Genomic DNA, 24,856 nt, shown 5'->3' on the forward strand with positions numbered 1-24,856 from the left:
CCTCCTGGTTACGCGAGATAGCGGTGCACGAGCATGACGGCCATGGCGCCCTCGCCGACGGCGGAGGCGACGCGCTTGGCCGACTCGGCGTGCACGTCGCCCGCCACGAACACGCCGGGCACGCTGGTTTCGAGGTGATGCGGTGGCCGGGATAGCTCCCAGCCCGCGGGGCGCGCGCTCTCGACCATCAGGTCGGGCCCGGCGAGCACGTAACCTGCGTCGTCACGGATGACGACGCCGTCGAGCCAATCGGTCTGCGGCGCCGCGCCGATGAACAGGAACAGCCGCTCCGCGTCGGCCTTCTCCTCGGCGCCCGACTTGTTGTTGCGCAGCACGATCTGCTGGAGGTGATCGTCACCGTCGGCGGCGATCACCTCGGTGTTGGTGTGCACCTCGATGTTCGCGATCTGCGCGATCTGCTGGATGAGGTAGTGCGACATGGACTGTTCCAGCGAATCGGCCCGGACCACCAGGTGCACGGTGCGCGCGTTGCGGGACAGGAACACCGCGGCCTGACCGGCGGAGTTCGCCCCGCCGACGATGTAGACCTCGTGATCGGCGCACTCGGACGCTTCGGTCATCGCCGATCCGTAGTAGACGCCGCGCCCGGTGAAGTCGTCGACGCCCGGCGCCGGGTGGCGGCGGTAGTCGACGCCGGTCGCGATGATCACGGTGTGCGCGCACAGTCTGCCGCCGTCGGCGAACCGCACGGTGCGCGCGGACCCGTTCACCTCCAGCCCCACCACCTCGCGCGTGGTGATCACTTCGGCGCCGAATTTCGCCGCCTGTCGCCGGGCCCGGTCGGCCAGTTGCGCCCCGGACAAGCCGTCGGGGAAGCCGAGGTAGTTCTCGATGCGCGAACTCTGCCCCGCTTGGCCGCCGGTGGCGGTCCGCTCGACGAGCACGGTGCGCAGACCCTCGGACGCGCCGTAGACCGCCGCACCGAGACCGGCGGGACCGCCGCCCACCACGATCAGGTCGTAGAACTCGCCCGCCGGGTCGACGGTCAGGCCGACGTTCTGGGCCAGTTCGCTGTCGGTGGGCTGCACGAGCGCGTCGCCCGCGGAAGTGATCACCACCGGACAGCGCTCCGGGTCGGCGCCCGCCGCTTCCAGCAGGCGCGCGCCCTCGGGCTCGTCGGCCAGGTACCACCGGTAGGGGAGCTGGTTGCGGGCGAGGAATTCCCGCACCTGCGACGACCGCGGCGACCAGCGATTGCCGACCACCTTGGTCTCGGTGACGGGCCGATGCTCGCTGCTGCGCCAGGCGTCGAGCAGCCCGTCGAGCACGGGATAGAGCTTCTCCTCCGGCGGGTCCCACGGTTTGAGCAGATAGTGGTCGAGGTCGATGACGTTGATCGCGTCGATCGCGGCATTGGTGTCGGCGTAGGCGGTCAGCAGCACGCGGCGCGCGTAGGGGTGCAGGTCCATCGCCTGCTCGAGGAATTCGATGCCGTCCATGCCCGGCATCCGATAGTCGGCGATCAACACGGCGACCGGCTGCCCGCGCAGCTTCATCTCACGCAGCGCGTCCAGGGCTTGCGGACCCGATTCCGCGCGCAGAATCCGGTAATCGGCGCCGTAGCGGCGGCGCAGGTCGCGGACGACCGCCCGGGAGACGCCCGGGTCGTCGTCGACGCTCAGGATGGCCGGTTTCGTGGCAGCGGGTGAAGTCACCTGTCGAGTATGGAGCCTCGCGGCGCGGTCTGTCGTCGGCGTTCGCCGAGGGCTCAGAGGCGATGGTGCAAGACGAGATCGAGCTCACGCGGGGTGAGCAGACGCTCCAGACGTTCTTCCTGCGCGGCCCCGCGAACACTACGTGGCGGAAATACCGACGCCCCGTGCGCTTTTCGCCCGTCCTCCGGCTGGATGGCGGGAAGCAGCGGAACCGGGTCCGCCGGACGACGATGGAGCAGGGAGCGCAGTTTCACGGCCGATCACCTCACGTTGGACGCCGAAATGTTGGAGGCGGTGTCTGTGCTTCATGTATCCGTTATTGTGCGCCGATCATTACACCGGCCGGTGCGCGAGTAGCGAAAATGTGACGCAACTGTCGGCGCGTTTAAAATGTGCGCGACTCGTCACATCGCGTTCGGACGGATGGTCGTCGGTCCGTCGCTCGTATCCCGGAGGCAGCGTTGCCGAAAAATCTCGAAGCCAGCATCGACATCTCCGCGCCCCCGGAGCAGGTGTGGGCGGTGATCTCCGATCTGAAGCGGATGCGGGAGTTCAGTCCGCAGTGCGTGCGGATGGTGGCGCTCGGCTCGCTCAAGGCGGGCACCTGGACGCTCAATCTCAATCGCGACGGCAAGAAGTTCTGGCCGACCACCTCACGCATCGTGCGGTTCGAGCCGAACAAGGCGTTCGCGTTCCGGGTCACCGAGAACCGGACGGTGTGGAGCTACACCTTGGAGCCGACCGAGTCCGGCACGCGGCTGATCGAGCGGCGGGATGTGCCCAACGGCACCACCTGGTTCTCCCGTAAGGCGATCGAGGCCGCGCTCGGCGGCGAGATCCCGTTCGAGGAGGCGTTGGTGCGCGGCATGAACGAGACGCTGGGCAAGGTCAAGGCGGCGGTCGAAGCCGGCGCCTGAGCGCGGTGCTCGCCGCGGCCGGTGCACGAGATGTCGTGACCCGGCCGCGGCGAGTGGGAGCGGGTTACTTCCAGTTCGGCAGGTTCACGACCTGAGCGGCGTAGGACAGGCCCGCGCCGAACGCGATGAGCAGCGCCGTATCGCCCGGCTTCGACTCACCCTTGCGCAACAACGCCTCCATGGCCAGCGGGATCGAGGCGGCCGAGGTGTTGCCCGCCTCCTCGATGTCGTTGGCGAGCGCGCAGTGCTCGGGCAGCTTCAGCACCCTGGCCATGATCTCGATGATCCGGCCGTTGGCCTGGTGCGGGATCATCGCGTCCAGGTCCTCGGGAGACAGGCCCGCGCGGTCGATGGCGTCGCGGCACACCTTCTCCAGCGAGTGCGCGGCCCACCGGAACACCGCGGTGCCCTCCATGGCCAGATAGGGCCGCACCGCGTCCAGGCCCTTCTCGTCGATCTCGTGGAAGAACTCCATCCAGTCCTTGTCCTGCCGGATGGCGTGGTGCTGGGTGCCGTCCGAGCCCCATACGGTGGGGCCGATGCCCGGCTCGTCGGAGGGGCCGACGATCACCGCGCCCGCGCCGTCGGCGAAGAGGAAGGCGGTGGAACGGTCCTTCGGGTTGACCGTGTTCGTCAGCTTCTCCACGCCGATCACGAGGACGTGCGAAGCGGTGCCCGCCCGGACCAGATCCGACGCCAGCGCGATCGAGTGGCAAAAGCCCGCGCACCCGGCCGAGACGTCGAAGGCGGCGGAGCCGTTCATGCCGAGTTCGGTGGCGATGCGCGGGGCGGCGGCCGGCGTCAGCAACAGGTGGGTGGATGTAGCAACGATCACGCAATCGACTTGGTCGACCGCGATACCGGAGGATTCCAGCGCGCCGCGCGCGGCCGCGACGCTCATGCTCTGGATCGTCTCCGACTCGTCGGCGAACCGGCGGGTTCTGATTCCCGACCTGGTCCTGATCCACTCGTCGCTGGAGTTGATCGGGCCGGCCACCTCGTCGTTGGTGACCACTCGAGCAGGGCGGTAAACGCCGAGCCCGAGGATCGCCGTGTGCTCAGCGCCGGTGGTCTGGGCGATTCGAGCAGCCATCTGCGTCTCCTATGTACCTGCGGCGACGCCGCCGGGGGTGCCCCGAAGCATCGAAATCGGTCCCTCATCAGCCACTGTCCATTGGCGAACAGACATGAGGCTTCCTCATATTAGCTTGAAAGTCGCTCATCTGCCGCGCGTATTCCGACAATCGGTGGGTATCACGTCGAAGCACGCCACTGCTGCACGAGGCGTGGCCCAACTGAATGCGAGGACACCATGCTCGGTCTCGGGATTATCGGATGGATCATCATCGGCGGTCTTGCCGGATGGATCGCGAGCAAGTTCATGAAGACGGACGCCCAACAGGGCATCTTGCTCAATATTGTCGTCGGGGTGGTCGGCGGTCTGCTCGGTGGGTTCCTGCTGAAGCTGCTCGGAGTCGACGTCGAGGGTGGCGGCCTTTGGTTCAGCTTCTTCACCTGTCTGGGCGGTGCCGTCATCCTGTTGTTCCTGGTTCGACTGGTCACCGGTGCCCGAGTCAGGTCCTGACCCCGCGTGCCACAGGCTCCTTTCCCGTAAGGTGTGAACGCTTGCGCCGGTCCTATCGTCGATACGGCGCAAACCGTCTGCATCGAGCACGAAAGAGGAGCCTGTGGCCCGCCGTCCCACCCCGCCCGGCACGCCTGAACGCACCGGAGTCGGCCACGTCGTCGATCTGGTCCGCAACGCGATCCCTCCGTTGCATCCCGCCGGGCTTCCGTTCGTCGCCGCACCCTTGGCGGTCGCCGTGGTCGGCGGCAAGCGCAAATGGGTGCGGCGCACCGGACTCTTCGCCGCCGCGGCCTGTGCGACCTTCTTCCGTCACCCGCGTCGCGTGCCGCCGAACCGGCCGGGCGTCGTGGTCGCCCCGGCGGATGGCGAGATCGCCTTGGTCGACACGGCCGCTCCCCCCGCCGAGCTGGGTCTCGGCGACGCGCCGCTGCCGCGGGTGAGCATCTTCCTGTCCGTGCTGGACGTCCACGTGCAGCGCACACCGGTCTCCGGCGTCGTGCGCACCGTGCTGCATCAGCCCGGCCAATTCCGCTCCGCCGACCTGCCCGAGGCGAGCTCGGTGAACGAGCGCAACAGCATGGTGCTCCAGACGCCGGAGGGCGACCAGGTCGTCGTGGTGCAGATCGCCGGGCTGCTCGCGCGCCGGATCGTCTGCGACGCCCAGGTCGGCGACGTGCTGACCATCGCCGACACCTACGGCCTGATCCGCTTCGGCTCGCGGGTCGACACCTACTTCCCGGCGGGCACCGAACTGCTCGTGCAGCCCGGCCAGCGCACCATCGGCGGCGAGACAGTGCTCGCCGTGCTCGGCACATCCGCTGACGCGTGATGGAAGCGGCGGTATCCACCCAGCGGCGCAGGCGGCGGTCCGTCCGCCTGCTGCCGAGCATCGTCACCATCCTGGCGCTGTGCGCCGGTCTGTCGGCGGTGAAGTTCGGCCTCGACGGCAAACTCGGTATCGCGCTGGCCATGATCGGCGCGGCGGCCGTGCTGGACACCCTCGACGGCAGGCTGGCCAGAATGCTCGACGCAACCACGAAGATGGGCGCCGAGCTGGACTCGTTGTCGGATGCCATCTCCTTCGGCGTCGCCCCCGCGTTGGTGCTGTACGTGACCCTGCTCAGCAGCAACAGCGTCGGCTGGATCGTCGCGCTGCTGTTCGCCGTCAGCATCGTGCTGCGCCTGGCCCGGTTCAACACACTGATGGACGACGACACCCGGCCGGATTGGTCGCGGGAGTACTTCGTCGGTGTGCCCGCTCCGGCGGGCGCGCTCATCGCGATGGTGCCGGTGGCCCTGTTCGTGCAGTTCGGCGACGGCTGGTGGGTCGGCTTCTACGAGGTCGCGGCGTGGACGGTGTTCTCGGCCGCGCTGTGCGTCAGCACCATCCCGACGCTGGCCATGAAATCGGTGTCGGTGGCGCCGCAGGCCGCGGCCGGGCTGCTGGTGCTGGTCGCGCTCGCCGCCGCGGCGCTGGTCACGTATCCGATCGTGCTGCTGCTGGTGCTGGTCGCGTTGTATCTGGGCCACATCCCGTTCGCCTGGCATTCCCAGCGCTGGGTGGCCGCGCGTCCGGAGACCTGGACGCACAAACCCGCCGAGCGGCGTGCGCAACGACGGGCGGACCGGCGGCTGCCAGGCATCCGTCGTCCGGCGATTCCGCGTCCGACCATCCCGCGTCCGGCGATCCGCGGCTCGGCCCGGCTGCGGCTGCGCCGACCTGGGGCGAAGCAACGCCAGAACGGTGATGGGCCGCCGCGCGCGGAGCTCTAGCGGCGGCTTCCGGAGCGGCCGCTTCCACTTCGCCGTGCCAATGCGCCGTGTCGCCGGATCGGCGCATCGGCACCTCCGCGCGCTGCGCTGGGAGCGGTACGGTCATGTCCGTCGGGCGGGTGGAGGAAGGTGCGTATGGAGCCGGACGGTTTGCGGGAATTCGAGGGGCATCGACCGCGCTTGTTCGCGCTCGCCTATCGGATGCTCGGCTCGGCAGGTGAGGCCGAGGACGCGGTGCAGGAGACCTATCTGCGCTGGGACGGCGCCGACCGCGGCGGTATCCGCTCCGCCGAGGCCTGGCTGACCACGGCGCTGGTGAATCTGTGCCGCACCTGGCTCGTTTCGGCGCGGGCCCGGCGGGAGAGCTACGTCGGGCCGTGGCTGCCCGAACCGGTGCCGACCGCGCGAGGCGAGCTCGGACCGCTGGAGACCGTCGAGGAGCGCGAACAGGTCTCGCTCGCGCTGCTGACCGCGCTGGAGCGGCTGACCCCGCTCGAACGCGCGGTCTTTGTCTTGCGCGAGGCGTTCGGATACGCGCACCGCGAGATCGCCGACATGCTCGATATCACCGAGACGAACTCGCAGCAGATCTTCCGCAGGGCGGGCCTGCGGGTACGAGAGGACCGCCCCCGCTTCGGTATCACGCCCGACCATGCCCGCGAGTTGGTCGAGCGGTTCCTGAAGGCGGCGCGCGACGGCGACGTCGCGTCGCTGGAGCAGATGCTCGCCGCCGACGTGAGCGCGACGGCCGACGGCGGCGGCAAGGTGAACGCGGCGCGCCGTCCCGTGCGAGGTGCGGCGCAGGTGGCGCGGTACCTCGTCGGGCTCATGCGCTGGGAGGTGCCCGGCATGCGGCTGGTCGTGGAGGAGGTCAACGGCGCGCCCGCCGCGGTCGCACGGGTGAACGGTGCGCCACTGCTCGTGGTCGCGGTGGACGTGGCCGACGGCGCGGTCACCGCGCTGCGGTTGATCGTGAATCCGGACAAGCTCGCCTATTTCGCCGGGGCGAGCGGGTCGGCGGGCGCGGTGGACACAATGCCGGACCGGCTTCGCCGTCCGCTGTGACGCGCTTCACGGCACCGGTCTGTCAGGGATCGGGGCCCTGTCCGGTCTGAGTGTTGATGGCCGATCGAAAGGAGCCTCAGCAATGACCGGACAGCATCGGATCGTCGTTCTCGGCGCGGGGTACGCGGGATTGGCGGCGGCCCGCAGGCTCGCTCGCACGGCGCGGGACGCTCGGATCACCGTGGTGGACGCGCACGCGTTCTTCGTCGAGCGGGTACGGCTGCATCAGCAGGCGGCCGGGCAGCGGATCGCGGCATGGGATCTGCGGGAATCGCTGGAAAGCAAGGGCATCGCCTTCGTGCAAGCCCTGGCGACGGAGATCGATACGGTCGCGCGTCGGGTGGTGCTCGACACTGCGCCCGCACTCGATTACGACACTTTGATCTACGCCCTCGGTAGCGTCGCCGATCTCGCGAGCGTCCCCGGCGTCGCCGAACACGCCTTTTCGGTCGCCACGCAGGAAGACGTGCGCGGTCTGGCCGTGGCGGGCGGACCGGTGGCGATCGTCGGCGCCGGAGCCACCGGCATCGAGCTGGCGGCGGAACTGGCCGAATCGCATCCGGAGTCCCGGGTGATGCTGCTCGGGTCGGAGGAGCCGGGCGCCTGGCTGTCGGCGCGGGCGCAGGCGCACATCACGCGGACGCTGGAGCGACTCGGAGTCGAGATCCGGTCCGGCGCCAAGGTGATCGAGGTGACAGCCGAGGGGCCGCGCTTGGCCGACGGCTCACTGGTTGCGGCCGCCGCGACGGTGTGGACCACCGGTTTCCGGGTGCCCGACCTCGCCGCCCGCTCCGGTCTGGCGGTGAATTCCGACGGTCGGGTGCTCACCGACGCGACCTTGCGTTCGGTGTCGCACCCGGACGTTTTCGCCGCAGGTGACGCCGCCGTGGTCGCGGGGCCGGGCGGACGCGAACTGCGCATGGCGTGTGCCACCGCGCTGCCGACCGGCAAGCACGCGGCGGACGCCGCCATCGCCCTGATGCGTGGTCGTGAGCCGAAGGAGCTGCGGTTCCGCTATGTGCTCCAGTGCCTCAGCCTGGGTCGCGGCGACGGGGTCGTCCAAGCGGTGCGCGCCGACGACGCACCGGCCAGGACGGTGCTGACCGGGCGCACGGCCGCGTGGGTGAAGGAACGCATCGTGCGCGGCGCGGCCTGGTCTGCGCGCCCGTGAGTCGCATCGTCAACTAACGGTTGACGGTAAGGCATCGTCAACTTATGGTTGACGCATGACCGAACAATTCCGCCTCGACGACCTGATCGACGGCATCAAGAAAGCCCGTCCCGACAATGTGCTCGAACAGCTGTCCGATGCCGTCGTCGTGGCGAATCACCTGGGTGAAGTGGCCGACCACCTGATCGGCCACTTCGTGGACCAGGCCAGGCGCTCCGGCGCCTCGTGGACCGATATCGGCGCAAGCATGGGCGTCACCAAGCAGGCCGCGCAGAAGCGGTTCGTGCCCAAGGTGCCCGATCCGGCCGCCGCGGCGGCCATGGACCCGAACGCGGGCTTCGCCCGTTTCACCCCGCGAGCGCGGGCGGTCGTGATGGCGGCGCAGGAGGCCGCGCGTACCGCGGGCAATCGGGAGATTGCCCTCGGGCACATGGTGCTGGGGTTGCTCACCGAACCCCAAGGTCTCGCGGTGCACGAACTCGTCCACCAGGGCGTGTCCGTCGACGTGATCTCCGCCGCCGCTTCCGCGTCGTTGCCGCAGGCCGAGGGGGACGTCCCCGCGCTGATCCCGTTCGGCGCGGAGGCCAAGAAGGTCCTGGAACTCACCTTCCGTGAGGCGCTTCGGCTGGGGCACAACTACATCGGCACCGAGCACATGCTGCTGGCGCTGCTGGAACAGGAGAACGGCGCCGGTCTGCTCAGTGATCTCGGCGTCGACAAGGCGAGCGCCGAAGCGCATCTGGGCGAGCTGCTCGCGGTTATCAAGACCGAGAAGTCCTGATTCCGATGGGCGACGGGAAGTTCCGTGCGCGGACCGCGCTCGCCCTCGCGGTGCTCTTGCTGGTGATCGGCGTGGCCCGGCGATCGGTTGCCGCGCACGAGATTCGCAACGTCGTCAACGGATTGCGGTGCGCGCACGCCGCGCGGGCGCGCCATCGCAGGGCGCTGCGCACGCGGGGAGCCGGTATCCGCGGACCACGCCCGGCCGTTCCGATCGCACACCGCGCGACGCAGGCGGCGTGATCACCCTCGTCCGGCCAGGCCGCCGCCCCATCGGGGCCAGAGGGCTTGCGGTTTCGGCTCGGGAACCAACGGTTCGCGATGGATGTCGGTGACGAACAGGGGTAGTCGCGGTTCCAGCTCGGCGAGCAGTGCGAGGGCGCGCCCGCCTTGCGCCGCGCGGTATTCCCGCATGGTCAACCCGACGATCTGCAGGAACAACACGCGGCCGTGCGGGCTGTCGATGGCGCCCAGTTCCGGGTCCGTCGTGAAGCAGACCGCGTGATTGGTGCAGTCCGCGTGGCCGGCCGCGATCGGCCCGTTCGTCTTGATGGTGTGCCCCGGTTCGAACCACTTGCCGGACTGGAAGACGTAGTGGGCGAGGTTCTGCATGAAGTTCGTCGGCCACACGGGCGGCTCGGTGTCCTCGGGCCCGCGCGCCAAGCGGAAGGTGAACTCGAAGCCCCAGCCGGACTCCGCCGGGTTGTCCCACTCCTTCTCGTACAGCTCGGTCATCCCATAACTGACGTAGTGCCAGTGCGGCATCGGATCGGTGCGTGAGTAGGCGCTGATCCCGTCGAGAGGGTCGGACCCGCCCAGCGACCACGGGTGGTCGGAGGCCCAATGGAAGGGTTCGATGTCGCCGTACAGCGGCCGCAACGCACCGTCGATGGCATCCCAGCCGGATCTCTCACTCACGCAGCCACCATAGGCAGGGGTGCGTCGGGCCCTATCCGGGGCGTCGGACACCGCGCCGGTCAGGCATCCGGCACGTTGCGGGCGAGCTCGTCCAGCCAGGCAGCCGCGGACGCGTCGCTCGGCGCGCGCCAGTCGCCGCGCGGCGAGAGCGAGCCGCCGGAGCCGACCTTCGGCGCGTTCGGCAGCGTCGAGCGCTTGAACTGGCTGGTCTGCACGAAGCGGCGCAGGAACTCGCCCAGCCAGTGCTTGACGGTGGCGAGGTCGTAGGCGTTGCGCTGGTCGGCGGGGACCAGATCGGGCCAGCGGCCGGTCGCCGGATCGGACCAGGCGTGCCAGGCCAGGTAGGCGATACGGCTGGGCAGGTAGCCGAAGCGCAACAGGTAATAGAGGTGGAAGTCCTGCAATTCGTACGGGCCGACGGTCGCCTCGGAACTCTGGGCCGGCGCGGAGGAGTCCTCGTGCGGAATCAGCTCCGGCGAGATCTCGGTGCGCAGGATCGACGAGAGCACCTCGTTCGCTTCGGCGCCGAACTGCTCGGTGTCCACCGCCCAGGCGATCAGGTACTTGATCAGCGTCTTGGGCACCGACGCGTTCACGCTGTAGTGCGCCATGTGGTCGCCGACGCCGAACGTGCACCAGCCCAGCGCGAGTTCGCTGAGGTCGCCGGTGCCGACCACCAGCGCGCCGTGCATATTGGCCAGCCGGAACAGGTGCGAGGTCCGCTCGCCCGCCTGCACGTTCTCGTAGGTGATGTCGTACACCGGCGCGCCGTCGGCGGCCGGATGGCCGAGGTCGCGCAGCATCTGCGTCGCCGATGGGGTGATGTCGATCTCGCGCGCCGTGACGCCGAGGGCGGCCATCAGGCGGTGCGCGTCGGTCCTGGTCCTGGTGCTGGTCGCGAAGCCGGGCATGGTGTAGGCGAGCACGTTCTCCCGGGGCAGGCCGAGCCGGTCCATCGTCTTGGCCGCCACGATCAGCGCCTGCGTGGAGTCCAAGCCGCCGGAGACCCCGATCACCACGCGCTGCGTGCCGGTGGCGCGCAATCGCGTGCTCAAGCCCTCAACCTGGATGTGGTGCACCTCGGCGCAGCGCTCGTTGCGCAAGGCGGGGTCGGCGGGGACGTAGGGGAAGCGCGCGAGCTCGCGCTCCAGCGCCACCGGGGCCTCGGGGACGGGCAGCCGCACGTCGATGTGCCGCAGCGAGGTCAGCCGGTCGCGGTGGTCGTGCACGTTGTCGGCGAAGCTGGTGGTGCGCATCCGGTCCGCGGCGAGGCGGCGCAGGTCCAGGTCGGCGGTGACCAGCTGGGGATGATCGGAGAACCGCTCGCCCTCCGCGAGCAGGTCGCCGTTCTCGCAGATCAGTGCCTGGCCGTCCCAGGCGAGGTCGGTGGTCGACTCGCCGGTCCCCGCGGCGGAGTACAGGTATGCCGCGAGATAGCGCGCCGAATGCGAGGTGCACAGCGACCGCCGGTAGTCCGCCTTGCCGATCACGATGTTGCTCGCGGACAGGTTGATCAGCACGGTCGCCCCGGCCAGCGCGGCGAAGCCGCTGGGCGGCAACGGAACCCAGCCGTCCTCACAGATCTCCAGGTGGAAGACGAAGTCGTCCAGATTGCTCGCGCGGAACAACAGGTCGGATCCGAACGGCGCCCGGTGCCCGGCGACGGTGACGTGATCCTCCAGCGCCTCCCGCGCCGCCGCGAACTGACGCTTCTCGTAGAACTCCCGATAGTTCGGCAGGTAGCTCTTCGGCGCCACGCCGAGCACGATGCCCCGGCAGATCACGATCGCGCAGTTGAACAACCGGTGGTGCACCCGCAGCGGCGCGCCCACCACGAGCACCGTGTCGATGTCCGTACTCGCCGCGACCACCCTGGCGAGCGCCGCCTCCACCGCCGCGTCCAGCGCGTCCTGGTGGAACAGGTCGTCGGCGGTGTAGGAGGAGAGGCCCAGCTCGGGGAACACCGTGAGCACCGCCCCGGCCGCCGCGGCTTGCGTGGCCAGCTCGACGGTCTGTTCCACGTTGTAGGCGGGGTCGGCCACCCGGATCCGGGGTACCGCGACCGCCACCCGGGCGAAGCCGTGCCGGTAGAGCGAATCGAACGGCAGGTCGTCCACCCGCGTCCCCTTCCGGGCTGAGGTTGATCATGGTCCACCCGGAATCTACGCCGCCCCGGCCGCCTCGGCGCGGTGCCTGGTTCACCCTGTCCCCAGGAGGGGTGGTGTGACCTGCGCTTTCATCGTCGGCGCCGGGCGGCGCGAATCGTCCGGCCGAAGATGTGAACCACTGGCGGCTAAGCTATAGCAATGGCGGATGAAACGGATTCCGACCTAATAGCGGGGGAACGGCGCGCAGATCTGCTGCGCGCGCTTTCGTATGTGTCCACCGAGTCCCAACCGGACGGCAGCTACGTGGTGAACGGCGACCTGCCGCCCGACGTCGCCCCGCCGTTCATTCGCGCGATCATGCGGGTGGAGGCGGAGTTGCTGCTGCACGACGCCGAGCTCGTCACCGTCGAGGACGGCGAGCCCCGCACCCCGGAGGAACGCCGTACCGACGCGTTCGTCGCGCTGGTGCTCCGTGTCGACGACCGCCCCTAGCCCGCGCGGACCTTGCACTCGGCACCCCTGAGTGCTAAAAATGCTTTTGGCACTCTCGACCTGTGAGTGCCAGGTCGGGACGGTGAGACCGGGTTCCCTAGACACCCTCGGTCGTCCGTCGCGGGCACCGAACCTGGCCAGCGTAACTGGGGCGACCCAACCGGCGGTCGTCCTGTGTGTCAGCCATACACATGGAGGATCTCAACAACGCCATGGCCAAGACAATTGCGTATGACGAAGAGGCCCGCCGCGGCCTCGAGCGGGGTCTGAACAGCCTCGCCGACGCGGTCAAGGTGACGCTGGGCCCCAAGGGTCGCAACGTTGTCCTGGAGAAGAAGTGGGGCGCCCCCACGATCACCAACGATGGTGTGTCCATCGCCAAGGAGATCGAGCTGGAGGACCCGTACGAGAAGATCGGCGCCGAGCTGGTCAAGGAAGTCGCCAAGAAGACCGACGACGTCGCGGGCGACGGCACCACCACCGCGACCGTGCTCGCCCAGGCGCTGGTGCGCGAGGGCCTGCGCAACGTCGCGGCCGGCGCGAACCCGCTGGGCCTGAAGCGCGGCATCGAGAAGGCCGTCGAGGCCGTCACCGCCAAGCTGCTCGACACCGCCAAGGAGGTCGAGACCAAGGAGCAGATCGCCGCCACCGCCGGTATCTCGGCAGGCGACGCGTCCATCGGTGAGCTGATCGCCGAGGCCATGGACAAGGTCGGCAAGGAAGGCGTCATCACCGTCGAGGAGAGCAACACCTTCGGTCTCCAGCTGGAGCTCACCGAGGGCATGCGCTTCGACAAGGGCTACATCTCCGGCTACTTCGTCACCGACCCGGAGCGTCAGGAAGCGGTCCTCGAGGACCCGTACATCCTGCTGGTCGGCTCGAAGGTCTCCACCGTCAAGGACCTGCTGCCGCTGCTGGAGAAGGTCATCCAGGCGGGCAAGCCGCTGCTGATCATCGCCGAGGACGTCGAGGGCGAGGCCCTGTCCACCCTGGTGGTCAACAAGATCCGCGGCACCTTCAAGTCGGTCGCCGTGAAGGCTCCCGGCTTCGGTGACCGCCGCAAGGCTCAGCTGGCCGATATCGCCATCCTGACCGGTGGCGAGGTCATCAGCGAAGAGGTCGGCCTGTCGCTGGAGAACGCCGGCGTCGAGCTGCTCGGCCAGGCGCGCAAGGTCGTCGTCACCAAGGACGAGACCACCATCGTCGAGGGCGCGGGCGACGCGGAGGCGATCAAGGGCCGGGTCGCGCAGATCCGTACCGAGATCGAGAACTCCGACTCGGACTACGACCGGGAGAAGCTGCAGGAGCGTCTGGCCAAGCTGGCCGGCGGTGTCGCGGTGATCAAGGCGGGCGCGGCCACCGAGGTGGAGCTCAAGGAGCGCAAGCACCGCATCGAGGACGCCGTCCGCAACGCGAAGGCTGCCGTGGAGGAGGGCATCGTCGCCGGTGGTGGCGTGGCCCTGCTGCAGTCGGCTCCGGCGCTGGAGGAGCTGAAGCTCGCCGGTGACGAGGCCACCGGCGCGAACATCGTGAAGGTCGCGCTGTCGGCTCCGCTGAAGCAGATCGCGTTCAACGCGGGCCTCGAGCCCGGCGTGGTCGCCGAGAAGGTCGCCAACCTGCCCGCGGGTCACGGCCTGAACGCCGACTCGGGCGAGTACGAGGACCTGCTGGCCGCCGGTGTCGCCGACCCGGTCAAGGTCACCCGTTCGGCGCTGCAGAACGCGGCCTCGATCGCGGCTCTGTTCCTGACCACGGAGGCCGTTGTCGCCGACAAGCCGGAGAAGGCCGCCGCTCCCGCCGGCGACCCGACCGGTGGCATGGGCGGCATGGACTTCTGAGTCCGGCCACCCGGCAACACATTTCGAACCGGAAGCCGGTCCACCGCGAGGTGGGCCGGCTTCCGGCGTTCCGGGTCAGATTCCGTCGAGAGTGACGACGGTGAAAGGCGTCTTCGGGGTGCCGGGGCCCATCGGGCCGCCCTTGTCGAATTGGGAGGAGACGATCAGGATCCGGTCACCGGCGCGGGCCAGGGTGGTGGGGATGGACAGGGCTTCGTCGGTGCGTTGCTGCGCGAGCGTGGCCGTGGCGCCGTCGTCGGAGAGGGTCCAGCGGCTGATGGTGTTGGTCGTGTTGTGCGCGGCCCACAGGGTGTCGTCGCGCAGTTCCAGTCCGTCGCCCTGACGCAGATCGCCACCGCGCAAGGCCACCTTGCGGATCGGATTCGGGTCCGGAGTCAACGCGATGCGGTACAAGTCGCCGCGCGGCATGTCGACCGTGAGCAGATAGCGGCCTGCCGGATCGGCGACGATGCCGTTGAGGCTGAAGCCGCCCGGCTCGATCGGCGGCAGCGCGGAGTGCAGGTCGAACCGTGGGGTCAGTTCGGCTCGCCCACCCTGCGCTCTGGCGGCGGCCAGTTGATCGGGTGTCACGCGATAGACGAGCGCGCGTGTGCTGTCGGTCAGATACGCCGTGCCGTCCGGGGTGATGGCGAGATCGTTCACGAAGCGGGGCTCGCTTCCGGGCACGGTGAAGTCGGCGAGCAGCGCGCGGGTCGCGATGTCGTACACCGCGACGCCGGTTGTCGAGTCGGTCACCCACAGCCGTCCGGCCGCGTCGACTTTCAAGCCGTTGGCGGTCTTGTGGTTGTTCGCGCCTTCGGGGAGGAAGATCTCGGCTCGGTGCGCGTTTTGCGTCGCGCGATAGACGGCGCCGGTGGTGTAGGAGCCGACGTAGCTGTCTCCCGTCCGCGCGTCCACCGCGATGCCCTCGGGGTAGGCCCGGTCGCCCGGCAGTTCGTAGGCGGTGTGGACGGCAGTGTTCGGTTCGTCGCTGGTGCCGCAGGCGACGAGCGGGAGGCAGGCGCTGGCTGCGGCCAGGCTCGACAGCAGGCGGAGGGGTAGTGCGTGGGGCATCGATTACCTCTTAGAGATCATGCATGCAAATGTGCTCACATCAAGCATCTTGCTCGAATCTAAGTTAGAACTCTAATATCAGTCAAGACTGAAACAAGAAGACGTGCGGATACCATGCGCTTATGACGTCGATGCCCGCCGCCGAACGGATCGGCTCGTACCTCAAACGGGCCGAGCAGTCCCTCAACACGGCCAAGAACGCCGCGTTGAAACCGGCGGGCGTCACCGTGCCCCAATACGCCGCGCTGCTGTTCCTCGCCGAGAATCCCGGTATCTCCGCCGCCGCCCTGGCCCGGCTCTGCGGCGTCACCCCGCCCTCGATGAACACCGTGCTGGGCAATCTGCAGGACCGCGGGCTCATCGAGCGCACCCCGCACCCGTGGCACAAGAACGTCCTGGAGACCACGTTGACCGAGAAGGGCGCGGCGGTCATGCGCGACGCGGACGCCCGCGCCGTCCGAGTCGAACGCGCCTTGGCCGAAGAATTCACCGACGCCGAGCGAGCCTCCTTGCAGGACTTGCTGACTCGCTGTGCCGACCGATTGGACTCGATCCGCCCCGGCCCTGCCGCTTAGTCGCCGGTAGCGGGGCACGCGGTATGGCGAGTGCCCCGCCCGATCCCGGCGACGGGTAGCTCATGCCGGAACTGGAGCCCTGGTGGGGGATTGGGTCTTCTGGAGCGCGAGGGCGAGGGCGAGGCATGCGATGAGCGTGGAGGTCCACGGGAGCCACTGGCTGCCGGAGGAATTCAGCACGGTCGCACCGATGATCGACCCGATTCCCGCGCCGAGGTAGATGGCCGATCCGTTCAGGCCGAGGGCGACGGTGGGCGCGTCATGGGCGATGCCGAACAGGCGATGCTGTTGCGGAACCAGGATCGCCGAACCGAACAGTCCGGTGATGGCGAGCGCCACGAACACCGCCCACGCGGCATGGACGGCCACGCCGAGCAGTGCGAGGCCGACCAGCGCGCCCGCGAGTCCCACCGTCAGCGTGCGCTGCGGGCCGTAGCGGTCGACCGCCCGCCCGGCCTGCGCGTTGCCGATCACCTGGCCGATGCCCATGGCCAGCAACAGCCAGGCGAGCATGTTCTGCGGCACCGATGCCGCGACCACCACGGGCAGGTAGACGATGGTGGTGTAGACGGCGGTGATCTGCGTTGTCGTCACGATCAGCACCCGCAGCACCGGCGGACGGGTCAGCACGCCGATCCGGGCGCGCAGTCCCGCGCTCGGCAGGGTCACCCGTGGCAGTAGCAATACCAGCAGCGCGGCGATGGCTCCGCCGAGCGCGATGCCCCACAGCACGCCGCGCCAGCCGATCCAGCGCTCGGCGAAGATGCCGATCGGCACGCCCGCGACGCTGGACAGCGTGATGCCCGCCGTCACGATCGCCAGTGCCCGCCCCCGATGGGCTTCATCGGCGACGACGCCGGCGACGGCGTACGCGTTGGCCTGGAAGGCCGCCGCCCCGATGGCCGCGACGACGCGCGCCGCGGCCATGACGCCGAAGCTCTCCCCGGCGGCCTGCCCGATCATGCCGACCACGAAGAGCGCGGCGCCGCCACCGAGCAGCACGCGGCGATCCCAGGACCCGGTCGCCGCCGCGATCAGCGGTGCGGCGATGGCGTAGGTCCAGGCGAAGATCGTGGTCAGCTGCCCGGCGGTGGACACGGAGACGTGCAGATCGGCGGCGATCAGCGGAAGCAGGCCGCTGAGTACGAAGCCGTCGGTGCCGAGCACGAAAGTGCCCACGGCGAGCGGGAGGAGCGACCGGTAGAGATTATTTGATGGTTGTCGAAACATCATAGGATGAGCGTGAGATACAATTCGATTGTTGTCAAATGATCGGGGAATGGAGATGCGTACGCTGCCGCAGCCGAGTACCGCCGACATCGATCTGGTCCGCGTGCTGAGCGCGCTCGCCGACCCGGTGCGCCTGGAACTGGTGCGCGCGCTCGCCGGGGAACGGGAACCGTTGAGCTGCAATGTCCGAGAGTTCGATGTGGAGATCACGGCGGCCACCGCCTCGCACCACTGGAAGGTGCTGCGGGACGCGGGCGTCACGATGACGTTCGTCTCCGGCCGCAATCGGCTGGTCGCGCTACGGCGCGAAGATTTGAATCAGCGCTTCCCCGGCCTGCTGGACGCGGTCATCAGCGGCGCGCGGCGCTGACGACCGCCGCCGGTCAGCGCAAGATGAAAGCCACGAGAAACCCGGCCGCCGTGGCCATTCCGACCCACCAGCCGCCTTCTCGGTAGGCCTCCGGCATCAGTGAGTCGGCCAGTACCGCGATCGTGGCACCGCCGGCGAACGCTTGCACCGCGCCGATGTGGGTCTCGGACAAGTTGTCCGACAACGCGTTTCCGAGCATCGTGACCAGTACGAGCACCGCGCCGGTCGCCGTCCACAGCCAGAGGGCGCGGTGCCGCGCCACGCCGTGCTGGTCGCGCATCAGCGCGGCTCCGCTGATCGCCTCGGGCACGTTGCCCACGGCCACTGCCACCAGCAGCACCAGTCCGCCGCCACCGGTCAGTGTGACGCCGAGCGCCGTGTTCTCCGGGACGCCGTCCAGCACCGCGCCCAGCATCAGCGCCCAGCCGAGCGCGCGGGGACCGAGCTTGTTCTCGATGAGGTGATCGGCTACCACGTAGACCCCCGCGCCCGCGAGCAGCGCGATCGCGGCGATCGTCGCGTTCTGGCGAAAGGCGGGCTCGAACAGCTCGGTGGACACCGCCGCGATCATCGTGCCCGCGCCGAAGGCCATCAGGGAGGCGAGCACCGCCTTGGGCAGTTGCCACCGCGACCCGATGGCAGCGCCCAAGACCAGCGGCACGGCCGTGCCGAGTCCGTAGAGCAGCGCCTTCATCATGGGAACACCCTAAGTCGGCATGCCGGGCCATCGGGTCGGTCGTACGCTGAAACCATGCCTGACCGCGTCCGGATCCGAGGCGTGCTCTACGACATCGACGGCGTCCTGGTGACCTCCTGGCGGGAGATCGCGGGCGCCGCCGCAGCGGTGCGCCGGATCCGGGAGAGCGGACTGCGCCGGGCGTTTCTGACCAACACCACTTCGCGTACCTGCGCCGAGATCGCGGAACGCCTGTGCGGCGCGGGTATCGAGGTCGAACCCGCCGAGATCGTCACCGCCGCAAGACTCACCGCCGAGTTCGTGCGCGGGCGCTACCCCGGCGCCGCCGTCTGGGTGCTCAACCACGGCGACATCGATGCCGACCTCGCCGGTCTCCGGCTCGACGAGGAACATCCGGACGTGGTCGTGATCGGCGGCGCGGGAGCGGAATTCACCCATGCCGCACTGAGTCGAGTGGCGGAACTGATGCTGGACCGCGTGCCCGTCGTCGCCATGCACAGCGGACTGACCTGGGCGACCGCGGACGGATTGCGTATCGACGCGGGGGCGTATCTGCCCGGCTTGGAGGCGGCGGGCAATGCCCGCATCGAGGTGGTGGGCAAGCCCGCGGCCCCCGGTTTCCGGACCGCCGCGGGGCTGATGCGCCTCGAGCCGGCGGAGGTCGTGATGATCGGTGACGATCTGTACTCGGATGTGCTTGCGGCGCAGGACGTCGGGTTGACCGGCGTGCTGGTGCGCACCGGCAAATTCCGGCCGGGCGTGCTGGCGTCGGCCGACCGCGCGCCGGATCACGTCATCGATTCCGTGGTCGATCTGCCGGAATTGCTGGGCGGTTCGGTGGGAGCCGGCGAACTCGCCGTAACCGACGAATCGGAATGAAACAAAAAATTCTACAGTTTCCCTCTAAAATTGCCCGCAAGCGCGACGCTGCTAGGTATCGTCTGTTCCGGCAAATAGCCAGTGACAAGAAATCTCCTACGGCCCAGATCGGAGTTGCCGAATGCTCGATCCGTGGAAAAGAGTGCTTGTGCGCAAGCTACTATGGTCGCCGGGCTTCTGTCCGGCGACCATTTGATGAGGTAGCAACTGCTCAGCCAACTTTCGGCTAACCGTAGATTGGTCGAGGGTTGTAACGAAGGGCCCGATCCGTGACGATGAGTTCGGGCCCTTCTGTATTGTCTGCCCCAATGTCACAGGATGCGAATACGGGTCGAATGTATGCCGGGCAACCCGTGGAGGACCGGCAACGTCAGCGGCGTGCGCGTTTTCTGGAGTCAGGCCTGACGGTCTTCGCGCGGGACGGCTACGCCAACAGTTCGGTCGGCGCCATATGCAAGGACGCCGGACTCTCCTCGCGACAGTTCTACGAGGAGTTCACCGGGCGCGAGTCCCTGCTCCTAGAGCTGTACGAGCAGATCGACCGGGAGTCGCGGGACGCCGTGAAGAAAGCGTTGGACGCGAAGTCCGGCGCGAAGGCCCTGGACGTCATCGACGCCGCGGTTCGCGCCTACGTCGAATCCATCGGTTCCGATCCGCGCAAGGCACGCGTCGCCCTGGTGGAAGTGGTCGGCGCGGGCCCGAAGGTGGAAAAGTTCCGTCTCGCGGTGCGCCGGGAGTGGGGTTCGCTGCTGGCCGGCGCTGCCGAAGACGCCGCCCTGCACGGTGAGATACCCGCGGGCGACTACGAAATGCGGATGCTCGCCATCATCGGCGGTGTCAACTATGTGGTCGACTCGTGGAGCGGCGCGGAGCCGCGCCCGCCGCTCGACGACGTGATCCGGGTGCTCAGCAGGGTGATCATCGGCGCGGTCCGCGCATAGCGTCCCGGCCTGCGGGATCGGGCGCGATGAGCGCGGTAACGTGCGGGGATGCAAACAGTTCCGATCCAGATGCCGGACGGCACAGCGGTCCCGGTGCGGTTGATCCCCGCCGGGGGGCCGCACCGGCACGCGGTGGGTCCGGACACGCCGCGACCGGTGCTGGTGATCGTGCCCGGGCTCGGCGTTCCGGGGGGCTACTACGAACTGTTCGCCTCGGGACTGGCCGCGCGCGGGTTCGACGTGGCCATCGGCGAGCTGCGCGGCAACGGCGACAGCAGGCCGAAGCCGAGCTCCGCCAGCACCTTCGGCTACCACGAACTGGTCTCGGTGGACTTCCCGGCGATCTTCGAGGTGGTCCGCGAGCAGTTCCCGGACAGCACGCCGTACCTGCTCGGTCACAGCATGGGCGGCCAGCTCGGCGTCATGTACGCCGCGCGCGTCCGTGGCAGGCTCGGCGGGCTGATCCTGGTCGCCTCCGGCACCCCCTATTACCGTGGCTATCGGGGACTTTCGGGTCCGGGCATGCTGGTCGGCACCGCGGCGATCTCGCTGACGGCCAACCTGGCCGGCTTCTGGCCCGGTGACCGTGTCTCGATGGGTTTCGGCCGCCAGTCCAAGGTGCTGATCTCCGACTGGGCCCGGCTGGCGCGCACCGGCCGGTTCGTTCCGGTCGGCGCGGACATCGACTACGAGGAGCGCATCGCGCGGCTGAAACTCCCGGTGCTGTCCATCACGATCACCGGCGACGACCTCACCCCGCCCAGCTCCGCCGAGCACCTGCTGGAGAAACTGCCCAACGCGGAGGTGACGCGCTGGCGCCAGCCGGAACCACTGGGCCACAACGGCTGGATCCGGCAGTACACCAGCACCGTCGACCAGATCGAGAAGTGGTTGCGCGACCGCTGAGCGTTGCTCCGCGTCGATCCGTCAGCCGCGTCGTTCGATCAGCATCTGGGTGAAGAACTCGTAGATCAGCGCCGCCTGGAAGGCCGACTGCTTGTTGTCGGCCGCGCCGCCGTGGCCGCCTTCGATGTTCTCGTGGTACCAGAACTCGTGGCCCTGCTCCTCGAGCAGGGCGGCCATCTTGCGGGCATGGCCGGGGTGCACCCGGTCGTCCCTGGTCGAGGTAGTGAGCAGGATCGGCGGATAGGCGCGGTCGGCGTGCGCGTTCTGGTAGGGCGAGTACTTGCCGATGTACTCCCATTCCTCCGGTTTGTCCGGGTCACCGTACTCGGCCATCCACGAAGCGCCCGCGAGCAGCAGGTGGTAGCGCTTCATATCCAGCAGCGGCACCTGGCAGACGATGGCGCCGAACAATTCGGGGTAGCGGGTCAGCATCACACCCATGAGCAGTCCGCCGTTGCTGCCGCCCACCGCGCCGAGCTGGTCCGCGGTGGTGATGCCGCGCGCGACGAGGTCTTTCGCGATCGAGGAGAAGTCCTCGTACACCTTGTGCCGGTTCGCTTTCTGCACCGAGGTGTGCCACTGCGGTCCGTACTCGCCGCCGCCACGGATGTTCGTCATCACCCACGTCCCGCCGCGCTCCAACCAGCCCATGCCGGACGCGCCGCTGTATGCGGGGGTTCGGGACACTTCGAAACCGCCGTAGCCGGACATCACCGTCGGCCCCGGCGCGGCCTTCCGGTCACGATGGCGGATCACGAAGTACGGCACCGGCGTGCCGTCGTCGGATGTGGCGAAGAACTGCTCGGTCTCCACCCCGTCGGCGTCGAAGAATCCGGGTTCCTGTTTGAGCCGCTCGGTGCGCCCACCGACGGCACTGGCCAGCAGCGTCGCCGGGGTGGTGAAGCCGCTGGTGTTGAGCATGAACTCGTCGCCGCTCTCCAGCGGGTCGAGATTCAGGACGCTGGTGGTGGCCATCGGCGGGGTATCGGCAAGCGGCTCGCGGCGCCAGCCGTCGGATCCCGGCGTCAGCACGTAGAGCTTGGTCTGCACGTCCTCGAGCGTGACCAGCAGCAGGTGGTTCTCGGTCCAGCCGTAGCCGTGCAGCGAGGTGTGCGCGTCCGGGGTGAAGATCACCTCGAATTCCCGTGCGCCGGAGAGGAACTTCTCGAAGTCGATGGCCAGCAGCGCGCCCGCGGGATAGCTCGTGCCGCCGACCTCCCACGGCGACTTCAGCCGCACCAGCAGCCAGTCCTTGTACCAGGACTCACTCGCGTCGGTGGGGATGTCGAGGTGCCGCAGGGCGCCGTCGTCCTCCAACAGGTAGACCTCTTCGTTGAAGAAGTCGGTGGCGCGGCCGACGTAGTGCCGTTCGTAACCCGGCGTGCGGTCGTAACCCGCCGAGACCGCGACATCGCCGCTCTCGCCCTCGAAGACGGTGGTCGCCTCCTCCAGCGCGGTACCGCGCCGCCAGCGTTTCGCGATGCGCGGATATCCCGAATCGGTCAGTGTGCCAGGGCCGAAGTCGGTGCCCACGTACACCGAGTCGATGTCGATCCAGCGGATCTCCGACTTGGCCTCGGGCAGGAAGAACCCGCCATCGGCCGGATCGAGGAACACCCTGCGCTCCATGTCGAACTCGCGGACGACCTTCGCGTCCGCGCCGCCGCGCGACAGGCTGATCAGCGCGCGGGACTGTTCCGGGCGCAGCACCGCCGCGCCGCCCCACACCCAGTTCTCGTCCTCGTCGGCGGCCACCGCGTCCAGGTCGATCAGCACGTCCCAGTCCGGCGCGTCCTCGGCGTACTCGGCGAACGTGGTGCGCCGCCAGAGGCCGCGCGGATGCTGGGCATCCCGCCAGAAGTTGTAGAGCCAGGGCCCGCGGCGGGATGGGTAGGCGATCTTGGTGTCGGTGTCGAGCATGTCGAGGATGCGTCGCTCCAGGTCGCGGAAGCGATCGGAGTCGGCGAACCGGGCGCGCACGACCGTGTTGTGCGCGCGAGCCCAGTCCAGAGCGCGCTCGCCGGTCACTTCTTCCAGCCAGAGGTAGGGATCGGTCACATTCCGCTCAACGCCGCTCATCCCCACATTGTTGCCGAGCCGCGCGGCGCGGGGTCACCAGGAGTGCGCTACATCGATCACGATGCGCGATCCGCTGCCCGGCCCGGCCAGGGTGGACACCTGGAACGGCAATCGCGCGCGCGTGCCCAATCCGACGTTGGTCTGACCTTCGAAGGAACCGGCCCAGGCCACCTGGCGGAAGGTCCGGTAGTCCCGCACGTCGGCGAGTTCGGCCCGATTCGCGGGGGTGTAGGTGGGGTTGAACGCGTCGTCGTAGGCCGGGGCGTAGACGGCGATGCTCAGGAACGCGCCGCCGCGCAGCGCGACGGGTGCGCCGGAGCCGTCCGTGACCACTCGCTCGACGTAGCCGACGTGATAACCGGTCACCGGACCGGCGATGTCGAGTACCAAGCGGTCGAAGCAGTCGTGCCGTCCGGCGCGGATCCCGGTCAGCGGCGTGAGCGTCCGAGCTCGGCTCACCTTGGGTATCGAACCCCAGCCGGAGGCGCACGCCGGGGCGGCGGAAGCCGGGGCGGGGGCGACGAAAAGACCGGCGAGGGTCACGAAGGAGACGAACAGGAGAAGCAAGCGACGCATGGTCGCACCGCCTTCGGGCACAGGAGGGATTGATGTATAACATGCATCGGTCCAGGTGGATGCCTCGTTACCGGTGGGTGAGGACGAAAAGTGTTGGCGGTCGCGGCAACTCGGTCACGGCACGGCGGCTCGGCGGCCCGGCGTTCGCTGCGCGCCTGTGCTCGCTCGGCGCCAACAGTAGGATCGCTGCTCCGAGGCTGGATCCGACCAGGAGGTTCGAGGTTGCCCCCCTTTCTCTGGGAACAGCACTGCTGTCTGCCGCTGTCGCCCGCCGCGCGCATCGGCGACCTCGCGCGCTACCCGGCCGGATCGTATCTGTCGGTGAACGTCGGCTACTCCCGGCAATCGACCGCGGACTCCATGGCGCTGCTGGATCGATTCCGCCGGGATGCCATGGCGGACGGTCGGTTCCGCCTCGTCGAGACCGTGGCGGACATCGGGGCCGCGGACACCATCGCGCTGGCCTTCGATCTGGAGGACGCCGGGCCGCTCGGCGGCGACCTGGACAACGTCGCTCGCTTCTACGACCTCGGCGTGCGGTCGTTGCTGCCCGCCTACAACCACGCCAACGCCGCGGGCTGCGGCTGCCTGGACACCGAGGACACCGGGCTGACCGGTTACGGGCGCGATCTCGTTCACGCGTTGAACGAAGTCGGCATGTTCGCCGACGGTTCGCACTGTTCCCGGCGCACCGGGCTGGAGCTGGCCGAGCTGAGCGTTGTCCCGATGATCTACAGCCACTCCAATTTCGCCGCGCTGTGGGACCACCCGCGCAACATCACCGACGACCAAGCGCGCGCCTGCGCCGCGACCGGCGGTGTCATCGGCATCAACGGCGTCGGCATCTTCCTCGGCCGCAACGCGCCCCACGAGCGCGCCGAGCGGATCGCGGCGATGGCCCGCCACATCGAGTACGGCGTCGAGCTCGTCGGGATCGAACACATCGGCATAGGTTCGGACTACTCCTTCGACGCCGACGACTTCAACGCCGAACTACAGCAGAACCCCGAGGCCTTCTCCGAGGCGTACACCCAATGGGGGCCCCTCCACTGGACTCCGCCCGAAGACCTCCTCGGCCCCTCCGAAGTCCCCACCCTCGACGCGGCCCTCTCCCAGCGTGGCTTCACCTCCGCCGACCGAGCCGCGATCTTCGGTGAAAACTTCCGCCGCGTCGCCCGTCAGGTCTGGCGTAGCTGACGGGTG

Annotated in this window: 26 protein-coding genes; 16 read left to right on the top strand and 10 right to left on the bottom strand. The window is 68.8% G+C overall.

The annotated features are described in order from the left end of the window. Positions 1-8 precede the first annotated feature (8 nt). The gene (locus ACWESM_RS12685; protein ID WP_379249025.1) at positions 9-1,676 is read right to left on the bottom strand and encodes an FAD-dependent oxidoreductase; all 1,668 of its coding nucleotides are present in this window, start codon (positions 1,674-1,676) and stop codon (positions 9-11) included. A 53-nt stretch (positions 1,677-1,729) separates the two neighbouring features. Beyond that, positions 1,730-1,930 carry a hypothetical protein gene (locus tag ACWESM_RS12690; protein ID WP_452491754.1) on the bottom strand — a complete coding sequence of 67 codons (201 nt, stop codon included), beginning with the start codon at positions 1,928-1,930 and terminating at the stop codon, positions 1,730-1,732. 207 nt (positions 1,931-2,137) lie between these two features. On the opposite strand from ACWESM_RS12690, the gene ACWESM_RS12695 reads away from it, so the two are divergent. Beyond that, positions 2,138-2,593, top strand: a complete 456-nt coding sequence (locus tag ACWESM_RS12695) for an SRPBCC family protein (protein ID WP_397279551.1) — start codon at positions 2,138-2,140, stop codon at positions 2,591-2,593. Between the two features lie 64 nt (positions 2,594-2,657). On the opposite strand, the gene ACWESM_RS12700 is transcribed toward ACWESM_RS12695, so the two are convergent. After that, positions 2,658-3,686, bottom strand: coding sequence for a beta-ketoacyl-ACP synthase III (locus tag ACWESM_RS12700; RefSeq protein WP_355071688.1), 1,029 nt, complete (start codon positions 3,684-3,686; stop codon positions 2,658-2,660). Between the two features lie 219 nt (positions 3,687-3,905). Here ACWESM_RS12700 and ACWESM_RS12705 point away from each other — a divergent pair, with 219 nt between their 5' ends. From ACWESM_RS12705 to ACWESM_RS12735, 7 genes are all read left to right on the top strand, one after another. Continuing rightward, positions 3,906-4,178 carry a GlsB/YeaQ/YmgE family stress response membrane protein gene (locus ACWESM_RS12705; protein WP_356962735.1) on the top strand — a complete coding sequence of 91 codons (273 nt, stop codon included), beginning with the start codon at positions 3,906-3,908 and terminating at the stop codon, positions 4,176-4,178. 103 nt (positions 4,179-4,281) lie between these two features. Further along, positions 4,282-5,010 (top strand): phosphatidylserine decarboxylase, encoded by a 729-nt coding sequence (locus ACWESM_RS12710; protein WP_355071692.1) that lies wholly within the window; start codon positions 4,282-4,284, stop codon positions 5,008-5,010. Continuing rightward, positions 5,010-5,954 carry a CDP-alcohol phosphatidyltransferase family protein gene (locus tag ACWESM_RS12715; protein ID WP_355071694.1) on the top strand — a complete coding sequence of 315 codons (945 nt, stop codon included), beginning with the start codon at positions 5,010-5,012 and terminating at the stop codon, positions 5,952-5,954. Before ACWESM_RS12710 ends, ACWESM_RS12715 begins: the two co-directional genes overlap by 1 nt. 135 nt (positions 5,955-6,089) lie before the next feature. Further along, positions 6,090-7,019: an RNA polymerase sigma-70 factor gene (locus ACWESM_RS12720; RefSeq protein ID WP_412804888.1), complete on the top strand. Its 930-nt coding sequence runs from the start codon at positions 6,090-6,092 to the stop codon at positions 7,017-7,019. Between the two features lie 82 nt (positions 7,020-7,101). Continuing rightward, a complete protein-coding gene (locus tag ACWESM_RS12725; protein ID WP_397279555.1) occupies positions 7,102-8,190 on the top strand; it encodes an NAD(P)/FAD-dependent oxidoreductase in 1,089 nt (362 codons plus the stop codon). A 55-nt stretch (positions 8,191-8,245) separates the two neighbouring features. Next, a complete protein-coding gene (locus ACWESM_RS12730) occupies positions 8,246-8,971 on the top strand; it encodes a Clp protease N-terminal domain-containing protein (RefSeq protein ID WP_452491757.1) in 726 nt (241 codons plus the stop codon). Between the two features lie 5 nt (positions 8,972-8,976). Then, a complete protein-coding gene (locus ACWESM_RS12735) occupies positions 8,977-9,213 on the top strand; it encodes a hypothetical protein (protein WP_364424512.1) in 237 nt (78 codons plus the stop codon). On the opposite strand, the gene ACWESM_RS12740 is transcribed toward ACWESM_RS12735, so the two are convergent. Both ACWESM_RS12740 and ACWESM_RS12745 read right to left on the bottom strand, forming a co-directional pair. Beyond that, positions 9,214-9,888 (bottom strand): suppressor of fused domain protein, encoded by a 675-nt coding sequence (locus ACWESM_RS12740; RefSeq protein WP_452491759.1) that lies wholly within the window; start codon positions 9,886-9,888, stop codon positions 9,214-9,216. It abuts the gene before it with no gap. Positions 9,889-9,947: 59 nt separating this feature from the next. Then, positions 9,948-12,005, bottom strand: coding sequence for an NAD(+) synthase (locus ACWESM_RS12745; RefSeq protein WP_452491760.1), 2,058 nt, complete (start codon positions 12,003-12,005; stop codon positions 9,948-9,950). Positions 12,006-12,194: 189 nt separating this feature from the next. Between ACWESM_RS12745 and ACWESM_RS12750 the strand changes: the two genes are divergently transcribed. Further along, positions 12,195-12,488, top strand: a complete 294-nt coding sequence (locus tag ACWESM_RS12750; RefSeq protein ID WP_355071706.1) for a hypothetical protein — start codon at positions 12,195-12,197, stop codon at positions 12,486-12,488. Positions 12,489-12,700: 212 nt separating this feature from the next. Beyond that, on the top strand, positions 12,701-14,326 hold the full coding sequence (gene groL, locus ACWESM_RS12755; RefSeq protein ID WP_364424505.1) for a chaperonin GroEL: 1,626 nt from the start codon (positions 12,701-12,703) through the stop codon (positions 14,324-14,326). Between the two features lie 75 nt (positions 14,327-14,401). Here the strand turns inward: groL and ACWESM_RS12760 are convergent, their stop codons facing one another. Further along, entirely contained in the window at positions 14,402-15,400 is a 999-nt protein-coding gene (locus ACWESM_RS12760) for an SMP-30/gluconolactonase/LRE family protein (protein ID WP_452491762.1), read from the bottom strand. A 122-nt stretch (positions 15,401-15,522) separates the two neighbouring features. Here ACWESM_RS12760 and ACWESM_RS12765 point away from each other — a divergent pair, with 122 nt between their 5' ends. Further along, a complete protein-coding gene (locus ACWESM_RS12765; protein WP_355071711.1) occupies positions 15,523-15,975 on the top strand; it encodes a MarR family winged helix-turn-helix transcriptional regulator in 453 nt (150 codons plus the stop codon). Between the two features lie 60 nt (positions 15,976-16,035). Here the strand turns inward: ACWESM_RS12765 and ACWESM_RS12770 are convergent, their stop codons facing one another. Then, complete coding sequence (locus tag ACWESM_RS12770) at positions 16,036-17,154, bottom strand: MFS transporter (protein WP_452491765.1); 1,119 nt, start codon at positions 17,152-17,154, stop codon at positions 16,036-16,038. A 100-nt stretch (positions 17,155-17,254) separates the two neighbouring features. On the opposite strand from ACWESM_RS12770, the gene ACWESM_RS12775 reads away from it, so the two are divergent. After that, a complete protein-coding gene (locus tag ACWESM_RS12775; RefSeq protein ID WP_355071715.1) occupies positions 17,255-17,575 on the top strand; it encodes an ArsR/SmtB family transcription factor in 321 nt (106 codons plus the stop codon). Positions 17,576-17,588: 13 nt separating this feature from the next. On the opposite strand, the gene ACWESM_RS12780 is transcribed toward ACWESM_RS12775, so the two are convergent. Further along, positions 17,589-18,272: a ZIP family metal transporter gene (locus ACWESM_RS12780; RefSeq protein WP_355071716.1), complete on the bottom strand. Its 684-nt coding sequence runs from the start codon at positions 18,270-18,272 to the stop codon at positions 17,589-17,591. 54 nt (positions 18,273-18,326) lie between these two features. Here ACWESM_RS12780 and ACWESM_RS12785 point away from each other — a divergent pair, with 54 nt between their 5' ends. The 3 genes from ACWESM_RS12785 to ACWESM_RS12795 all read left to right on the top strand — a co-directional run bounded on the left by ACWESM_RS12785 (position 18,327) and on the right by ACWESM_RS12795 (position 20,998). Further along, positions 18,327-19,151 (top strand): HAD-IIA family hydrolase, encoded by an 825-nt coding sequence (locus ACWESM_RS12785; RefSeq protein WP_452491766.1) that lies wholly within the window; start codon positions 18,327-18,329, stop codon positions 19,149-19,151. A gap of 308 nt (positions 19,152-19,459) precedes the next feature. Continuing rightward, the gene (locus ACWESM_RS12790) at positions 19,460-20,092 is read left to right on the top strand and encodes a TetR/AcrR family transcriptional regulator (RefSeq protein WP_355071720.1); all 633 of its coding nucleotides are present in this window, start codon (positions 19,460-19,462) and stop codon (positions 20,090-20,092) included. Positions 20,093-20,140: 48 nt separating this feature from the next. Next, on the top strand, positions 20,141-20,998 hold the full coding sequence (locus ACWESM_RS12795) for an alpha/beta hydrolase family protein (protein WP_452491768.1): 858 nt from the start codon (positions 20,141-20,143) through the stop codon (positions 20,996-20,998). Positions 20,999-21,019: 21 nt separating this feature from the next. Here the strand turns inward: ACWESM_RS12795 and ACWESM_RS12800 are convergent, their stop codons facing one another. Both ACWESM_RS12800 and ACWESM_RS12805 read right to left on the bottom strand, forming a co-directional pair. Further along, the gene (locus tag ACWESM_RS12800; protein ID WP_452491770.1) at positions 21,020-23,077 is read right to left on the bottom strand and encodes a prolyl oligopeptidase family serine peptidase; all 2,058 of its coding nucleotides are present in this window, start codon (positions 23,075-23,077) and stop codon (positions 21,020-21,022) included. A 33-nt stretch (positions 23,078-23,110) separates the two neighbouring features. Beyond that, a complete protein-coding gene (locus ACWESM_RS12805; protein ID WP_452491772.1) occupies positions 23,111-23,653 on the bottom strand; it encodes an AMIN-like domain-containing (lipo)protein in 543 nt (180 codons plus the stop codon). Positions 23,654-23,875: 222 nt separating this feature from the next. On the opposite strand from ACWESM_RS12805, the gene ACWESM_RS12810 reads away from it, so the two are divergent. Beyond that, positions 23,876-24,850, top strand: coding sequence for a dipeptidase (locus ACWESM_RS12810; protein WP_355071725.1), 975 nt, complete (start codon positions 23,876-23,878; stop codon positions 24,848-24,850). Positions 24,851-24,856 lie beyond the last annotated feature (6 nt).

The sequence above is a fragment of the Nocardia sp. NPDC003999 genome (assembly GCF_053604885.1).

Bases quoted from the DNA above. Each gene is read 5' to 3' on its own strand.
- ACWESM_RS12725 (WP_397279555.1), top strand. From the start codon at position 7,102: ATGACCGGACAGCATCGGATCGTCGTTCTCGGCGCGGGGTACGCGGGA.
- ACWESM_RS12805 (WP_452491772.1), bottom strand. From the start codon at position 23,653: ATGCGTCGCTTGCTTCTCCTGTTCGTCTCCTTCGTGACCCTCGCCGGT.
- ACWESM_RS12715 (WP_355071694.1), top strand. From the start codon at position 5,010: ATGGAAGCGGCGGTATCCACCCAGCGGCGCAGGCGGCGGTCCGTCCGC.
- ACWESM_RS12705 (WP_356962735.1), top strand. From the start codon at position 3,906: ATGCTCGGTCTCGGGATTATCGGATGGATCATCATCGGCGGTCTTGCC.
- ACWESM_RS12795 (WP_452491768.1), top strand. From the start codon at position 20,141: ATGCAAACAGTTCCGATCCAGATGCCGGACGGCACAGCGGTCCCGGTG.
- ACWESM_RS12760 (WP_452491762.1), bottom strand. From the start codon at position 15,400: ATGCCCCACGCACTACCCCTCCGCCTGCTGTCGAGCCTGGCCGCAGCC.
- ACWESM_RS12775 (WP_355071715.1), top strand. From the start codon at position 17,255: ATGGAGATGCGTACGCTGCCGCAGCCGAGTACCGCCGACATCGATCTG.
- ACWESM_RS12720 (WP_412804888.1), top strand. From the start codon at position 6,090: ATGGAGCCGGACGGTTTGCGGGAATTCGAGGGGCATCGACCGCGCTTG.
- ACWESM_RS12750 (WP_355071706.1), top strand. From the start codon at position 12,195: ATGGCGGATGAAACGGATTCCGACCTAATAGCGGGGGAACGGCGCGCA.
- ACWESM_RS12800 (WP_452491770.1), bottom strand. From the start codon at position 23,077: ATGAGCGGCGTTGAGCGGAATGTGACCGATCCCTACCTCTGGCTGGAA.
- ACWESM_RS12765 (WP_355071711.1), top strand. From the start codon at position 15,523: ATGACGTCGATGCCCGCCGCCGAACGGATCGGCTCGTACCTCAAACGG.
- groL (WP_364424505.1), top strand. From the start codon at position 12,701: ATGGCCAAGACAATTGCGTATGACGAAGAGGCCCGCCGCGGCCTCGAG.
- ACWESM_RS12730 (WP_452491757.1), top strand. From the start codon at position 8,246: ATGACCGAACAATTCCGCCTCGACGACCTGATCGACGGCATCAAGAAA.
- ACWESM_RS12735 (WP_364424512.1), top strand. From the start codon at position 8,977: ATGGGCGACGGGAAGTTCCGTGCGCGGACCGCGCTCGCCCTCGCGGTG.
- ACWESM_RS12790 (WP_355071720.1), top strand. From the start codon at position 19,460: ATGTCACAGGATGCGAATACGGGTCGAATGTATGCCGGGCAACCCGTG.
- ACWESM_RS12700 (WP_355071688.1), bottom strand. From the start codon at position 3,686: ATGGCTGCTCGAATCGCCCAGACCACCGGCGCTGAGCACACGGCGATC.
- ACWESM_RS12780 (WP_355071716.1), bottom strand. From the start codon at position 18,272: ATGATGAAGGCGCTGCTCTACGGACTCGGCACGGCCGTGCCGCTGGTC.
- ACWESM_RS12785 (WP_452491766.1), top strand. From the start codon at position 18,327: ATGCCTGACCGCGTCCGGATCCGAGGCGTGCTCTACGACATCGACGGC.